This window comes from Candidatus Pantoea deserta (assembly GCF_003813865.1).
In the GTDB taxonomy this organism is placed as follows: domain Bacteria; phylum Pseudomonadota; class Gammaproteobacteria; order Enterobacterales; family Enterobacteriaceae; genus Pantoea; species Pantoea deserta.
Map to the genome: position 1 here is coordinate 106,532 of NZ_RMVG01000008.1, position 12,910 is coordinate 119,441.

11 protein-coding genes and 1 tRNA gene are annotated in these 12,910 nt (G+C 58.4%); 8 read left to right on the top strand and 4 right to left on the bottom strand.

Features of this window, described 5'->3' with window-relative positions:
• Window position 1: 1 nt before the first annotated feature.
• From BBB56_RS12230 to yejF, 3 genes are read left to right on the top strand one after another with little or no spacing between them, the layout of a single operon-like run.
• Window positions 2-1,090, top strand: a complete 1,089-nt coding sequence (locus BBB56_RS12230) for a microcin C ABC transporter permease YejB (protein WP_123801230.1) — start codon at window positions 2-4, stop codon at window positions 1,088-1,090.
• Window positions 1,090-2,112 (top strand): ABC transporter permease, encoded by a 1,023-nt coding sequence (locus BBB56_RS12235; protein WP_123801231.1) that lies wholly within the window; start codon window positions 1,090-1,092, stop codon window positions 2,110-2,112. Before BBB56_RS12230 ends, BBB56_RS12235 begins: the two co-directional genes overlap by 1 nt.
• Window positions 2,109-3,713 carry a microcin C ABC transporter ATP-binding protein YejF gene (gene yejF / locus BBB56_RS12240; protein ID WP_199756233.1) on the top strand — a complete coding sequence of 535 codons (1,605 nt, stop codon included), beginning with the start codon at window positions 2,109-2,111 and terminating at the stop codon, window positions 3,711-3,713. Before BBB56_RS12235 ends, yejF begins: the two co-directional genes overlap by 4 nt.
• On the opposite strand, the gene BBB56_RS12245 is transcribed toward yejF, so the two are convergent.
• The 3 genes from BBB56_RS12245 to rsuA form a co-directional block, all read right to left on the bottom strand.
• A complete protein-coding gene (locus BBB56_RS12245; RefSeq protein WP_123801233.1) occupies window positions 3,700-4,020 on the bottom strand; it encodes a YejG family protein in 321 nt (106 codons plus the stop codon). The two genes, yejF and BBB56_RS12245, sit on opposite strands and share 14 nt — an antisense overlap.
• A gap of 396 nt (window positions 4,021-4,416) precedes the next feature.
• Window positions 4,417-5,613: a Bcr/CflA family multidrug efflux MFS transporter gene (locus BBB56_RS12250; protein WP_123801234.1), complete on the bottom strand. Its 1,197-nt coding sequence runs from the start codon at window positions 5,611-5,613 to the stop codon at window positions 4,417-4,419.
• Window positions 5,614-5,623: 10 nt separating this feature from the next.
• Entirely contained in the window at window positions 5,624-6,343 is a 720-nt protein-coding gene (rsuA, locus tag BBB56_RS12255; RefSeq protein WP_123801235.1) for a 16S rRNA pseudouridine(516) synthase RsuA, read from the bottom strand.
• Between the two features lie 164 nt (window positions 6,344-6,507).
• Between rsuA and radD the strand changes: the two genes are divergently transcribed.
• Complete coding sequence (gene radD, locus BBB56_RS12260; protein ID WP_123801236.1) at window positions 6,508-8,262, top strand: DNA repair helicase RadD; 1,755 nt, start codon at window positions 6,508-6,510, stop codon at window positions 8,260-8,262.
• 142 nt (window positions 8,263-8,404) lie between these two features.
• Window positions 8,405-8,689: a 50S ribosomal protein L25 gene (gene rplY / locus BBB56_RS12265; protein ID WP_123801237.1), complete on the top strand. Its 285-nt coding sequence runs from the start codon at window positions 8,405-8,407 to the stop codon at window positions 8,687-8,689.
• Window positions 8,690-8,745: 56 nt separating this feature from the next.
• On the opposite strand, the gene yejK is transcribed toward rplY, so the two are convergent.
• The gene (gene yejK / locus BBB56_RS12270; RefSeq protein ID WP_123801238.1) at window positions 8,746-9,750 is read right to left on the bottom strand and encodes a nucleoid-associated protein YejK; all 1,005 of its coding nucleotides are present in this window, start codon (window positions 9,748-9,750) and stop codon (window positions 8,746-8,748) included.
• A 158-nt stretch (window positions 9,751-9,908) separates the two neighbouring features.
• Here yejK and BBB56_RS12275 point away from each other — a divergent pair, with 158 nt between their 5' ends.
• The 3 genes from BBB56_RS12275 to BBB56_RS12285 all read left to right on the top strand — a co-directional run bounded on the left by BBB56_RS12275 (window position 9,909) and on the right by BBB56_RS12285 (window position 12,061).
• On the top strand, window positions 9,909-10,136 hold the full coding sequence (locus BBB56_RS12275) for a YejL family protein (RefSeq protein WP_123801239.1): 228 nt from the start codon (window positions 9,909-9,911) through the stop codon (window positions 10,134-10,136).
• A 22-nt stretch (window positions 10,137-10,158) separates the two neighbouring features.
• Window positions 10,159-11,913 carry an LPS biosynthesis-modulating metalloenzyme YejM gene (yejM, locus tag BBB56_RS12280; protein ID WP_123801240.1) on the top strand — a complete coding sequence of 585 codons (1,755 nt, stop codon included), beginning with the start codon at window positions 10,159-10,161 and terminating at the stop codon, window positions 11,911-11,913.
• 71 nt (window positions 11,914-11,984) lie between these two features.
• A tRNA-Pro gene (locus BBB56_RS12285) sits at window positions 11,985-12,061 on the top strand.
• Window positions 12,062-12,910 lie beyond the last annotated feature (849 nt).

The following is a 12,910-nucleotide window of genomic DNA, read 5'->3' on the forward strand; positions in this document are numbered from 1 at the left end:
ATTGGCCGCCTACTTTTTGCGCAGAATGCTGTTAATTATTCCCACGCTATGGGCCATCATCACGCTGAACTTTTTTATCGTGCAGATCGCGCCCGGCGGTCCGGTCGATCAGGCGCTGGCGAATATTCAGTTTGGCCAGACCACCGGCCTGCCAGGCGGCGGCGGCGAGAGCGGCACCCGCGCGGCCCTTAACCGCGCCACGCCCGGCGACAGCCAGTACCGCGGCGCGCGCGGTCTTGATCCGGAGGTGATCGCCGAAATCAAAAAGCGCTATGGTTTCGATAAGCCGATGTGGCGGCGCTACGTCGAAATGCTGTGGAACTATGTGCGCTTCGATTTTGGCGACAGCCTGTTTCGCAGCGCATCGGTGTTACAGCTCATCAAAGAGAGCCTGCCGGTCTCTATCAGTCTGGGACTCTGGAGCACGCTGATTATCTATCTGGTGTCGATTCCGCTGGGTATTAAAAAAGCAGTGCGCAACGGCAGCGCCTTTGACGTCTGGAGCAGCACCTTTATTATTATCGGCTACTCCGTGCCCGCTTTTCTGTTCGGCATCATGCTGATCGTGCTGTTTGCGGGCGGCAGCTATCTCGACTGGTTTCCGCTGCGCGGTCTCACCTCGCCGCAGTTTGATACGCTGCCCTGGTATGGCAAGGCGCTGGACTATCTGTGGCATATCAGCCTGCCGGTGCTGGCAACGGTCATAGGCGGTTTCGCCACCCTGACCATGCTGACCAAAAACAGCTTTCTTGATGAGATCCGCAAGCAGTATGTGGTGACAGCGCGCGCCAAAGGAGTGGCCGAGCGCCGTATTCTCTACCATCACGTTTTTCGCAACGCGATGCTGCTGGTGATCGCCAGCTTTCCCGCCACCTTTATCAGCATGTTTTTTACCAGTTCGGTGCTGATTGAGGTGATGTTCTCGCTGAATGGTCTCGGCCTGCTGGGCTATGACGCCACGATTCAGCGCGACTACCCGGTAATGTTCGGCACGCTCTATATTTTCACCCTGATTGGCCTGCTGATGAATATTCTCAGCGACCTGACCTACACGCTGGTCGATCCCCGTATCGATTTTGAGGGCCGCTGATGCGCTTGTCTCCCGTCAATCAGCAGCGCTGGCTGCGCTTTCGCCACAACCGACGCGGCTACTGGTCGCTGTGGATGTTTCTGGTGATTTTCGTCCTTTCTCTCGCGGCCGATCTGCTGGCCAATGAGAAACCCTTGCTGGTGCATTACCAGCAGCGCTGGTACGTGCCGCTGCTGGTCAGCTACAGCGAAAGCGATTTCGGCGGCGCGCTGCCGACCGCAGCCGATTATCAGGACCCCTGGCTGCAACGGCAGCTAAAAGAGAAAGGCTGGGCGCTGTGGGCGCCGATTCGCTTTAGCGACAGCACCATTAACTTCGCCACCTCGCAGCCCTTCCCTTCGCCGCCGTCGGCGCAGAACTGGCTGGGCACTGACGCCAGCGGCGGCGACGTGCTGGCGCGCCTGCTGTATGGTACGCGCATCTCGCTGTTGTTCGGCATCCTGCTGACGCTTTTTTCCAGCGCAATCGGCATTATCGTCGGGGCGCTACAGGGCTACTTTGGCGGTCGGGTCGATCTGATCGGCCAGCGCGTGATTGAAGTCTGGTCCGGCATGCCCTCGCTGTTTCTGCTGATCCTGCTCTCCAGCGTGATCCAGCCAGGCTTCTGGTGGCTGCTGCTGGTGACGGTGATTTTCGGCTGGATGGGACTGGTCAGCGTGGTGCGCGCCGAGTTTCTGCGCACGCGCAATTTCGACTACATCCGCGCCGCGCAGGCGCTGGGCGTCAGCGACGGGCGCATTATGCTGCGCCATATGCTGCCGAATGCGATGGTGGCGACGCTGACCTTTCTGCCCTTTATTCTCTGCGGCTCAATCACCACGCTGACCTCGCTCGATTTTCTCGGTTTTGGCCTGCCGGTGGGGTCGCCATCGCTGGGCGAGCTGCTGTTGCAGGGCAAGAATAATTTGCAGGCTCCCTGGCTCGGCCTGGCCGGCTTCTTTACGCTGGCGATCCTGCTGTCGCTGCTGATTTTTATTGGCGAGGCGGTACGTGACGCCTTCGACACGGCTAAGGGAGTATGACGATGCCGCTACTGGATATTCACCATCTTTCCATCGCCTTTGCGCGCGGCGGCGTCGCGCATAATGTCGTTGACGGGGTATCGCTCAGCGTTGACGCGGGGGAAACCCTGGCGCTGGTAGGCGAATCGGGTTCCGGCAAAAGCGTGACCGCGCTGTCGATCATGCAGCTGCTGCCTACGCCGCCGGCCAGCTACCCTGACGGCGCGATCCTGTTTAACGGCGAGGATCTGCTGCGCGCCAGCGAACACAGACTGCGCGGCATTCGCGGCAATCAGATCGCGATGATTTTTCAGGAGCCGATGGTGTCGCTTAATCCGCTGCATACCATCGAAAAACAGCTCTATGAAGTGCTGTCGCTGCATCGCGGCATGCGGCGCGAGGCGGCGCGCGGCGAGATCCTCAGCTGCCTTGACCGGGTCGGCATTCGCCATGCAGCCTCGCGGCTGAATGATTTTCCTCACCAGCTTTCCGGCGGCGAGCGCCAGCGCGTTATGATTGCGATGGCGCTGCTGACCGAGCCTGCGCTGCTGATCGCCGATGAGCCGACCACCGCGCTCGACGTCACCGTGCAGGCGCAAATCCTGCGGCTGCTGCGTGAGCTTCAGCGCGAACGCAATATGGGGCTGCTGTTTATTAGCCACGACCTGGGCATCGTGCAACAGCTGGCCGACCGGGTGAGCGTGATGCGTCAGGGCAGGATCGTCGAGCATAACGCCTGCCGCGCCCTGTTTAGCGCGCCGCAACACCCCTATACCCAACAGCTGCTGGCCTCGGAGCCGGAAGGCCGCGCCGTTCCGCTGCGCGCCGATGCGCCACAGCTGTTGCAGGTACGCAACCTGCGCGTCGGCTTTCCGGTGCGGCGCGGCCTGTTTAAACGCCAGGTCGCGGAGAAGGTGGCGGTGAATAACCTCAGCTTTACGCTTCGTCGCGGCGAAAGCCTCGGGCTGGTGGGCGAATCCGGGTCCGGCAAAAGCACCACAGGCCTGGCGCTGCTGCGGCTGCTTAGCGCTCAGGGCGAAATCTGGTTCGACGGCCAGCCGCTGCACGCCCTGACCCGTCGGCAGCTTCTGCCGCTGCGCCGCCGCATTCAGGTGGTGTTTCAGGATCCCAACTCGTCGTTAAACCCGCGCATGACGGTACAGCAGATTATTACTGAAGGGCTGGCGGTGCACCGTCCCGATCTTGACGCCGCACAGCAGGAAGCGCGCGCCATCGCGGTGATGGAGGAGGTGGGATTAGCGCCTGAGAGCCGCCATCGCTACGCGGCGGAGTTTTCCGGCGGTCAGCGGCAGCGTATCGCCATAGCGCGCGCGCTGGTGCTGGAGCCGCAGCTGATGGTGCTGGATGAGCCGACCTCATCGCTGGATCGCTCAGTGCAGAAGCAGATCCTGACGCTGTTGCGACGGCTTCAGCAGCAGCATCAGCTGGCTTACCTGTTTATCAGTCACGATTTGCAGGTGGTGCGCGCGCTGTGTCATCAGCTGATCGTGCTGCGCCAGGGCGAAGTGGTCGAACAAGGCGAGTGTGAAACGCTGTTTGCCGCGCCCGGCGCAGACTACACGCGCGAGCTGCTGGCTTCGGCGCGGCTCAGTGACCGATAAAGGTCTCCGCAATGGCCACGCCCTGGTTTTTCAGGCAGCAGTTAGTGGCGCTCTCATCGCTGTGCAGGATAAACAGGCAGGGGGAACCTTCACACTCCGCGACTTTACACTCGACCTGAATGGCCGCCAGCGCATCCTGCAACTGATGCATAATCTCCCAGGCGGGATGGCCGTCGTGGCTGATCAGGCGCAGCGCTATGAGATCCTGCTCGTTAGCGACGCCCTCTTCCGCCACGATAGCGCTATGAAGATCGCTGGCCCAGCGGAAACGCTGCGGCAGGCGATGCACGATGGACAGTTGCAGCATAGTTAATTTATATCCCCAGAGCGGTTATATCTATTCGCGATAAACGACAGATTGCTTCTCGTTACTTACCCGTAAAAAACGTTCGTCAAGGCCAGCCTTCTCGTTTTCAAAAACATGTCGCGCTGTCTAGTTGTTATTTGCGAATCGGCTCGCATTTTGGCCTATTAGTACCGCGTTCATCGGCAGTTAACAATCATTTTAGACGCAATATCGTTACTTTCTTAATCATTAATTTTCACAACTAAGAAACATAAAGGTAGCGGATCTGGCGTAAAGCGGGAGACAGGCGGTCAGATTGCGGGGTAAAGCGGCGGCTATCGCCGCGACGGGACGACAGGGTTTATTCCCGTCATCCCGCGCCTGTAGCCTTGTCGGCGAGCGGAAAAGAGCGTCCGGTTAGCCTTTGATCGGCCGGGGACGCGAGGCGTAGAAAAAGAAAAGCACGGAACAGGTGGCGCAGGCCGCGATAGTGCCGACCATCGGCCAGGCGCTGGTAAAGCTGGCCATGGACAGCAGCGCCCCCACCAGCGCGCCAACGCCGAAGCGCAGCGTACCCGCCAGCGATGACGCGGTGCCCGCCATATGAGGAAACTCATCCAGAATCACCGCCATCGCGTTCGACGACACCATCGACACGCAGCCGATAAACATCGCCACTCCCAGCACCATCGGGATGAACCCCATGTGCAGCGCGCTCACCGCCAGCAGCCAGATGCCCATCGCAAACTGGATCAGCAGGCCGGTGCGGAACATCGCCAGCGGGCCAAAACGGCGCACCGCGCGGCTGTTGATCAGCGTCATCACAAACAGGAACACGACGTTAAGCGCAAAGTAATAGCCGAAGTCCTGCGGCGAAACGTGATTGACCTCGATATAGACGAACGGACCGGCGTTGAGAAAGGTAAACAGGCCGGCAAACGAGAAGCCGCTCGCCAGCATATAGCTGAACGCGCGCTTATGGCGAAACAGGGTAACGAAATTGCCCAGCATGGTGCGCAGATGGAAGCGCTGGCGCTGCTCTGGCCTGAGCGTCTCGCGGATCTGCGTCATCACCATCACCGTGGTAATCAGGGCCGCCAGCGACAGCGTCCAGAAAATCGCGTGCCAGTCCCACGCCAGCAGCAGCCAGCCGCCGATAATCGGCGCCAGCAGCGGCGCGATCGTGGTGATCAGCATGACAAAGGACATCATGCGCGAGAAGTCCTCTTTCGAGTAGCTGTCGCGCATCAGGGCGTTAATCACCACGCTGGCCGCGGCAGCGGACAGGCCGTGCAGGAAACGCATAATAATCAGCTGGTCAATAGACTGCGACAGCGCACAGGCCGCCGCCGCGCAGGCGAAAATCAGCGTGCCGGGCACGATCACCGTTTTACGGCCATAGCTGTCCGCCAGCGGACCGTAGACCAGCTGGCCGATGGCAAAACCCAGGATATAGAGGTTAAGCGTCATCTGCACGCTGCCCGCCTCTACGCCAAACTCGCGGGCGATCTGCGGCATGGCGGGCAGATACATATCAATAGAGAGCGGCATCAGCATTGCCAGCAACCCTAAAATCACCACCAGTCCCGCTGCTGAATTTTTTTCCTTGCGCACGGCCGCTCCGCTATTTCTGTTTTAACTCGTCAGGCAGCCCGATGCTGGCAATCTCATCTTCCGTCAGAGGACGATACTCGCCAGGCGCCAGATCCTCATCCAGCACAATACCGCCGATACGTTCGCGATGCAGTTCGACCACGCGGTTGCCCACGGCGGCGAACATACGCTTCACCTGGTGATAGCGCCCTTCGCTCAACGTCAGTAGCACTTCGGTAGGGGTAATCTCTTCCAGCTGCGCCGGTTTGGTCAGCGACTTTTCGCCATGCAGCTGGATGCCGTCGGCAAACTGTTGCGCGACCTCTGCGGCGACCGGATGCTCCAGCGTCACGCGATAGGTTTTCTCGCAGTGGTGACGCGGCGAGGTGATACGGTGCGACCACTGGCCGTCATCGGTGAGCAGCACCAGACCGGTGGTGTCAATATCCAGTCGGCCAGCGGCATGCAGCTTCCAGGCGGTCGGCTCTTCGATAAAGAACAGGATCGTCGGGTGATCGGGATCGTCCGTGGAGCAGACATAGCCCTGCGGCTTATTCAGCATAAAGTAGCGCGGCCCCACCTGAAGCTGTAGCGGATTGCCGTCATACTCCACCTCATGTTCAGGCAGGATTTTAAAGGCGGTGTCGCGCACGATTTCGCCGTTAACGGTGACTTTTTGCCCCCGGATTTCGCGACCGGCGATAGCCCGGCTGACTTCCAGTTGCTGAGAGATGAATTTGTCGAGTCGCATGAATTTGCTTTGCCTGTTACTGCGGAGAAAAACTGAAACGGGGTTTTACCCGTTGAAAAAGTGCGGGAAGTATAGCCTGAACCGAGGCTGCCGCACAGAGCCGTTCCTGCGTTTCATTCAGTTTCATGGCATAATCTCGCTCGGTTTCGCAAAAGTGACTGGTCATGGCTTTTACTCTACGTCCCTATCAACAAGACGCGGTTAACGCGACCCTCAACCATTTTCGTCGTCACGCCGACCCCGCTGTCATTGTGCTGCCGACCGGCGCGGGCAAAAGTCTGGTGATCGCCGAACTGGCGCGGCTGGCGCGCGGACGCGTGCTGGTGCTGGCGCACGTAAAAGAGCTGGTGGAGCAAAACCACAGCAAATACCAGGCGTACGGCCTGGAAGCCGATATTTTCGCCGCCGGCTTGCAGCGTAAAGAGAGCCTGCGCAAAGTGGTCTTTGGCAGCGTGCAGTCGGTGGCGCGCAATCTGGCGCAGTTCGACAGCGCGTTTTCGCTGGTGATCGTCGATGAGTGCCACCGTATTAGCGATGACGATAACAGCCAGTATCAGCAGGTGTTTAACCAACTGCGCCGGCACAATCCGCAGCTGCGCCTGCTCGGCCTGACGGCGACGCCCTTCCGTCTCGGTAAAGGCTGGATCTATCACTTTCACTATCACGGTATGGTGCGCGGCGACGAAAAAGCGCTGTTTCGCGACTGCATCTATGAGCTGCCGCTGCGCTATATGATCAAACACGGCTTTCTGGTGCCGCCAGAGCGCCTTGATATGCCGGTGGTGCAGTACGACTTTAGCCGTTTGACCGCGCAGGCCAGCGGGCTATTCAGCGAATCGGATCTTAACCGCGAGCTGAAACAGCAGCAGCGCGTCACGCCGCATATCATCAGCCAGATTGTTGAGTTTGCCGAAGATCGCCGCGGCGTCATGGTGTTTGCCGCCACGGTCGAGCACGCGCGCGAAATCCTGACGCTGCTGCCCGCCAACAGCGCGCTGATTTCTGCGGAGACGCCGGCGAAAGAGCGCGATGCCACTATCAATGCCTTTAAAGCGCAGCAGCTGAAGTTTCTGGTAAACGTGGCGGTTCTGACTACCGGCTTTGATGCGCCCCATGTCGATCTTATCGCCATTCTGCGCCCGACCGAATCGGTCAGTTTATATCAGCAGATTGTCGGGCGCGGGCTGCGCCTGTCGCCGGGCAAAACCAGCTGTCTGATCCTGGATTATGCCGGTAATCCTCACGACCTCTTTACGCCTGAAGTCGGCGCGCCAAAAGGCGCCAGCGATAACGAGCCGGTTCAGGTCTTCTGTCCCGCCTGCGGATTCGCCAACACCTTCTGGGGCAAAGCCACCGCCGACGGCACCATCATCGAGCACTTTGGCCGTCGCTGCCAGGGGGTGCTGGAGGATGACGAGGGCAACCGCGAACAGTGCGACTTTCGCTTTCGTTTTAAAAGCTGTCCAGAGTGCGGCGCGGAAAACGACATCGCCGCGCGGCGCTGCCATCAGTGCGACAAGGTGCTGGTCGACCCCGACGATATGCTGAAAGCGGCCCTGAAGCTAAAGGATGCGCTGGTGCTGCGCTGCGGCGGCATGACGCTGACGCACGGGCGCGATGATAAAGGCGAATGGCTCAAGGCCACCTATTTCGATGAGGACGGCACCAGCGTTGATGAGCGCTTTCGGTTAAGCACGCCCGCGCAGCGCAAGGCGTTCGAACAGCTGTTTATGCGCCCCCATCAGCGCGCGCCCGGCGTGCCGCTCGGCTGGCAAACCGCAGCCGACGTCGTGGCGATGCAGCCGCTGCTGCGTCACCCGGACTTTGTGGTGGCGCGCGCGAAAGGACAGTTCTGGCAGGTGCGCGAAAAGGTTTTCGACTATGAGGGCCGCTTCCGTCGGGCCAATGAGCTGCGCTAAGGTTTCGCATCAGGGGGCGGAATCATTTGCCCGCCCGGCCCATTGCGGCTATAATGCCGCCCGCTTTTGCATCCGCATCAGCATTTAGACAACCTCCTGTTGCTGGGTCGCCTGTAGCAGGAATAATTAAAGAGACATTACGATGTTTACTATCAATGCAGAAGTACGTAAAGAGCAGGGTAAGGGTGCGAGCCGCCGCCTGCGCGCAGCGAACAAATTCCCGGCCATCATCTATGGCGGTAAAGAAGACGCTGTTTCTATCGAACTGGATCACGACTCTGTGATGAACATGCAGGCTAAGCCTGGCTTCTATACCGACGTTCTGACTATCGTTGTCGACGGTAAAGAAACCAGCGTTAAAGTGCAGGCTGTTCAGCGTCACCCGTTCAAGCCAAAACTGCACCACATCGACTTCGTTCGCGCGTAAGCGACCTACGACATCGAAATAAAAAACGCCGCTTATGCGGCGTTTTTTTATGCGGATTATTTGCTGCTGGTGCGACGTTGCAGCTGATCGCGCAGGTTCGGCGGTGTGCCTTTGATGGTTAAGGTATCGGTGGCCGGATCCCAGAAAATACGCTCGCCGAGCAGCGTCGCATCAAAGTTGAGCGTCAGACCGCCGCCGCTGCCGGCAAATTTGGTCAGCTGGCGCAGCGTGCTGCGATCCGCCGGGAAGTGCTCTTCCAGCTCATAGCCCTGCTCCTGAGTAAACGCCTGAAACGATTTCTCGCCGAGCGGCGGCAGCTCTTTCGACAAATCTTCCAGCGCAATCTCTTCGCCCGCCTGAAGCTGCTCATTACAGTAGCTGTAAACCTGCTGGCGATAGTTCTGCCGTTCGCTTTTGTCGAGCTGCGATTCTGCGCAGTAGTCATCGACCGCCTGTAGCAGGCCGCGGTTTTGCGCTTTGGTATCCAGACCAACGCTGGCGCCGAGGAAATCCATAAAGAAATCGGCCACCTTGCGCCCTACCCGGCCGCGTAAAAAGGTCAGGTAGCGGGTCGAGTCCGGCGTCAGCTCCCATTCGGTCAGGTCGATGCGCGCCACGATATCCGCGTGGTTGATGTCGAGATAGTGGGTGCTGCTGATGTCCAGCTGTTCATTGACGCGCATGCTGCTCTGGCTGTTCAGCACCGCCATCAGCAGATACTCTACCGCCAGATAGCGATAGTGGACAAACAGCACCACTCCGCCTTCCGCGAAGGGATATTTAGCCAGCTCATCGCGCAGACGCCCTGTGGCGGCGCGGCTGAATGCCAGGAAGTCGTCATTGCCCTGGCGGCAGTTGCGCAGCGCTTCCGCCAGCTCGCTCTCGTCATTAAACAGGCCGTAGGCTTTATTTTTAGCGCTATAAACGCGGTGCAGCTCCTCGACCATCGCCTCCACGGTGGCGTTGGCGGGCAGCAGCGTATCACGCAGTACCAGCTCAAGCTGATTCTCGTCGCGTTTGATTAGCTGATGCAGAGCAATCTGGTCGATATCCAGACTCATGGTAGACTCTCCTTTTAGTTCAGCGCGTATTCAAACACTGCCCGCTGCCGCTTTCAACATCCGTGCTACTGCCTGACGATGCGCTTTCGATAAAGTTGCAGAAAAAAGCCTGTTGTTACGCTACTATATCGCCCTTTGAAACGAGATTAATCGACGATATGCCACAATCATCCCGCTACAGCGACGAACGCGTGGAACAACTCCTCGCACAACTGGCCCAGGTGCTGCAAAAAGACAATGCACCCACCGATCTTTCCCTGATGGTGTTGGGAAATATGGTGACCAACGTGATTAACAGCGATGTGGCGCCAGCCCAGCGCCGTTCGCTGGCCCGATCTTTTGCGGAAGCCTTGCAGGCCTCCGTGCGTGACGACAACGCCCATTAATTCGCTGATTTGACCGCATAATATGGTAACCAACCGACAGCGCTACCGCGAGAAAGTGTCCCAGATGATTAGCTGGGGGCACTGGTTTGCTCTGTTTAATATTTTCTTCGCGTTAATTTTAGGCAGCCGCTATCTGTTGGTCGCCGACTGGCCCGCTTCGCTTGCTGGACGCATTTACGCCTTTAGCAGCTGGATCGGCCATTTCAGCTTTATCGTGTTTGCTGTTTATCTGCTGGTTATTTTCCCCCTGACCTTTGTGGTGATGTCGCAGCGGCTGCTGCGCGTGCTGTCAGCGATTATCGCCACCGTCGGGCTGACGTTGATCATGGTGGACAGCGCGGTATTTAACCGCTTCCACCTGCACCTGAATCCGGTGGTGTGGGAGCTGGTGATCAACCCTGACCAGAGCGAGATGGCGCGCGACTGGCAGCTGATGTTTATCAGCGTACCGCTGATCTTCCTGGTTGAGATGCTGTTCGCAACCTGGAGCTGGCAAAAACTGCGCAGCCTGAACCGGCGCTCTTTCGGCAAGCCGCTGGCGGCGCTGTTTATCAGCGCCTTCTTCGCCAGCCACCTGCTTTATATCTGGGCGGACGCCAACTTTTATCGCCCAATAACGATGCAGCGCGCCAACCTGCCGCTCTCCTACCCGATGACCGCACGTCGCTTCCTTGAGCGCCACGGTCTGCTGGATGCGCAGGCTTATCAGCAGCGTCTGGTTCAGCAGGGCGATCCGGAAGCGCTTTCCGTGCAGTATCCGCTCAGCGATATTACCTTCCGCGACGGCGGTACGCGCAATAACCTGCTGGTGATCACCGTAAAAGGGCTGAACGGCGGCGATATGGCCAAAGCGCTGCCGCAGCTTAATCAGTTCGCCAGCGCAAACCTGCGCTTTACGCAGCACTACAGCGCGGGCGATGTCGCAGAAAAAGGCTTGTTTGGCCTGTTCTACGGCATATCCGCCAGCTATATGGACGGCGTGCTGGCCGCGCGCATGCCTTCAGCGCTGCTGGGCGCGCTCAGTTCTCAGGGTTATCAGTTTGGCCTGTTCTCTTCTGAGGGCTTTAACCAGCCGCTCTATCGTCAGGCGCTGCTGACCGATTACACCTTGCCTGCTACCGATCGCCAGCCTAACGCCAGCACCATCGCCCAGTGGCAAACCTGGGTGAATGGACAAAAGCCCGACGGTAATCCGTGGTTTTCCTGGCTGGCGCTGGACGGTATTGATCTAAACAGCGCCACGGCGAAAACGCGTCAGCGCAGCTACCTGCGTCAGGCCTCGGCCATCGATGAGCAGATTCATAGCGTGCTCGCGACGCTGGAACAGCGTGACCTGCTGAAAAACACCGTGGTGGTGATTACGGCGCAGCAGGGTCTGGCGCTGAACGGTAATCCTGATAGCGTGGGCAACCGCGAGAATTTGCGCGTTCCGCTAGTGATCCACTGGCCGGATACGCCTGCGCAGACGATTAATCGCCTGACGGACCATCAGGATGTGATGGCGACGCTGATGCAGCGCCTGCTGCATGTGCGCACCAACCCGGTAAATTATTCGCAGGGGGAAGATCTGTTTGCCGCACAGCGCCGACGCGACTGGGTGGCCAGCAGTGAAGATAACCGTCTGGTGATAACCACGCCGCAGGTGACGCTGGTGCTGAACGGTAATGGCAGCTATCGCGCCTATGACGCGCAGGGTAATTCCTTGAAAGATCACAGGCCGCAGCTGGCGTTATTGCTTCAGGTGCTGACGGAAGAGAAGCGTTTTATCGCTAACTGATTATTTATGAGGCAGTTAGACGCCAGTAGCTTGCATTCCGCTGAAGAAACAGTAGACTAAGCCCCACTGTTCGGCACGTAGCGCAGCCTGGTAGCGCACTGTCATGGGGTGTCAGGGGTCGGAGGTTCAAATCCTCTCGTGCCGACCAAAATTCCCAACTAAAGCAGCCTGCAAAGGCTGCTTTTTTTATGCGTGGATTTTGCCAGGGTAAAATGACGGTAAAACCCGTCATCGATATTTCAGGCTGGTGATGACGAAACAGGCTCATTATCACGCCATACGCTCATGATTCTTCAGTTACCTTTCCCGCTGCGCCACCGTCATCAAACGCCGCTCCTGCCATCCTTTGAGCGCTATCTGTGATAACACGCCGATCGGCAGGTTCAGGTTAACTCTCTGTTCAGAAAATTAACTGAGATTTCATCCGACGTTTCGTTGTCTGGCCGTCAGGTATTTTCCATGCCGATCGTCAGCTTATTAGCCGGTCCGGGCTGGCCTGTTTACCCCTCCCCCTCTTCGCTCTCTTTCTCTTCTCCGCCATCCTGAGCGCGCACCAGAGATCCGCTGGCGCTGCTGACGGCTCTGTGTCTTTCAGCCCGATACTCCTCACCCGCGCTGAACTGAATCAGTTGCGCTGTATTCGATCTCTTTTTTTACTCTTCCCTGTGCTGTGCTGGTTCGGCACCAGACTCATGGTAAAAAAGCGTCCTTGTCCGTTGTAGTGGAAACCTGACCAGGCCGCGTCGCCTGGTCTGAGTGACAGGAGGTCGCCTAAATTCGCTCTGTTTCAGACAGGTTGCTGAGATGGCGCAGTTAGATATATGGCATCTGTTTAATCAGGCGGGCGTGGTACGCGTCAGTAGTGACGTCAGGCTGACATCCGGCGCGCCAGTCTGTCACAGAGCGGTTTAATCTCCACCCGGCACGCCACATATGCGCATAACCAGGGGCGACAGTAGCCATCCATTGTTTCAGACAACGCCGTCTGCACCCCGCT

Bases quoted from the DNA above. Each gene is read 5' to 3' on its own strand.
- BBB56_RS12235 (WP_123801231.1), top strand. From the start codon at position 1,090: ATGCGCTTGTCTCCCGTCAATCAGCAGCGCTGGCTGCGCTTTCGCCAC.
- yejF (WP_199756233.1), top strand. From the start codon at position 2,109: ATGACGATGCCGCTACTGGATATTCACCATCTTTCCATCGCCTTTGCG.
- BBB56_RS12245 (WP_123801233.1), bottom strand. From the start codon at position 4,020: ATGCTGCAACTGTCCATCGTGCATCGCCTGCCGCAGCGTTTCCGCTGG.
- rsuA (WP_123801235.1), bottom strand. From the start codon at position 6,343: ATGCGACTCGACAAATTCATCTCTCAGCAACTGGAAGTCAGCCGGGCT.
- radD (WP_123801236.1), top strand. From the start codon at position 6,508: ATGGCTTTTACTCTACGTCCCTATCAACAAGACGCGGTTAACGCGACC.
- rplY (WP_123801237.1), top strand. From the start codon at position 8,405: ATGTTTACTATCAATGCAGAAGTACGTAAAGAGCAGGGTAAGGGTGCG.
- yejK (WP_123801238.1), bottom strand. From the start codon at position 9,750: ATGAGTCTGGATATCGACCAGATTGCTCTGCATCAGCTAATCAAACGC.
- BBB56_RS12275 (WP_123801239.1), top strand. From the start codon at position 9,909: ATGCCACAATCATCCCGCTACAGCGACGAACGCGTGGAACAACTCCTC.
- yejM (WP_123801240.1), top strand. From the start codon at position 10,159: ATGGTAACCAACCGACAGCGCTACCGCGAGAAAGTGTCCCAGATGATT.